Genomic DNA, 1698 nt, shown 5'->3' on the forward strand with positions numbered 1-1698 from the left:
AGGTTGGCGATCCGCTTCGACAGCTCGTTGCTCATCTCGTGTACTCCGCGCTCGGTGACGCCAACGCGAGCGACACCCGGGGCGGTGGTGCTCGCGAGAGCTCAAATCTGCTGCTGATGCTGGGATGCCGTGGTGCGCCGCGCTCCCGGGTGAAGCGCGGCGTTGGGAGCTTCGCGGCGGCTACATTATTCCGCGACGACGTGACGTGTCATGAGGGCCACTCTGCACCCCAGGGATCCAATAAGTCCTCGTGTTTACGGGGCTCATCCTAGGAGGGGGCTCCGACGTTGGAGCTCCGCCCGACCCAGGAACAACGCCACGGGCTCGGAGGCTTCCAGGGAACTGGGGCCCTCAACGAATCCGGGAAGCGGATCCCCGCGCCTGACGGATCAGGCGCGGGGCAGAACGGGGGTCAACTTCCGGTGGGGGCATGGGGCTCGCTGCCCGACGCACGAGCGAGGAGCACACACAGTCGCTCCGCGATGAACCCGAGGTGTGGATCTTGTAGCAGCTCATGGTGGCTGCCGGTGACGGTGTGCACCTCCAGGCCGCCACGCACCAGGGGCTCCCAGCCTCGGTGACGCGGGAGCCCGGTGGGGGCCTCGCTGGCGCTCAGCAGCAGGGCGGTGCCGTCGTACGGCCGGGGCACGTACTTCTCCTGGGCGAAGAGGTTGGCCTGGAAGACCCGGAAGAGGGCGCGCAGCTGGGCGGGACCGGAGTGCGCGTCGAGGATGTGCGCCCGGAGCCCTTCCCGCAGCAGATGATCCAGCATCGCGTCGTCGTCGCCCTGTGCCAGCGCTTCGGTGGAGAGGGAGAGCTCCTGGCCAAAGGCGGTGGCGGTGGTCTGGGCGAAGGCGATCCTCACTCGGGCCTCGGAGGAGAAGTGCGCGTCCGCTCCGGAAGGCTGCGTGAGGCCGGGCACATGGGCGTCGATGAGCGCGAGCAGGTCCACCGTTTCACCGGAGTCGCGCAGCCTGCGGGCCATCTCGTAGGCGATGACGCCACCGAGGGACCAGCCTCCCAACTGGTAGGGGCCCCGCGGCTGCACGGAGCGGATCGCTTCGATGTAGAGGTCCGCCATCTCCTCGATGGATTCGGCGACGGGGCGCCCGTCGAGGCCACGCGATTGGAGGCCGTAGACGGGCAGCGAGGGCCCCAACCTGCGCGCCAGCTCCGAGTAGGCGAGGACGTTGCCTCCACCGGGGTGGACGAGGAAGAGGGGCCGATGGCCGGGCGCTCCATGCTCCAGCGGCACGAGGGGCGTCCAGACCTGGGAGTCGTCGCGAAGCACCCGCGCGAGTTGTTCGACGGTGGGCTGCTGGAAGAGGACGGAGAGCGGAAGGCTGAGGCCGAGGCGCTCGCGGATGGAGGCGAGCATCCGCACGGCGAGCAGGGAGTGGCCGCCGAGTTCGAAGAAGCTGGAGCGAACGCCGACGGAGCGGACGCCGAGCACGTCTTCCCAGATGCGGGCGAGCTGCAGCTCAAGTGCGTCGCGGGGAGCGACGAAGTCCCTGGCCTCGACGGTGTGAGCATCGGGTTCGGGCAGGGCCTTGCGGTCCACCTTGCCGTTGGCGTTGAGGGGCAGCGCGTCCAGGACGAGGAGCGCGGAAGGCACCATGTACTCGGGCAGCTGCTGCCGGAGATGGGCCTTGAGTGCCTCGGAGTCCAGCGAGTGGCCTTCGCGCGCGGTGACGTAGC

The 1698-nt window shown here is 69.1% G+C and carries 1 protein-coding gene; it reads right to left on the reverse strand.

Going from position 1 to position 1698, the window contains the following annotated elements:
- Positions 1-412: 412 nt before the first annotated feature.
- Positions 413-1698: alpha/beta fold hydrolase (locus ACLEQD_RS42855; protein ID WP_410391718.1), on the reverse strand; the 1286-nt coding region annotated here is incomplete at its 5' end.

The organism is Corallococcus sp. 4LFB, from assembly GCF_046520365.1.
Lineage (GTDB): Bacteria > Myxococcota > Myxococcia > Myxococcales > Myxococcaceae > Corallococcus > Corallococcus caeni.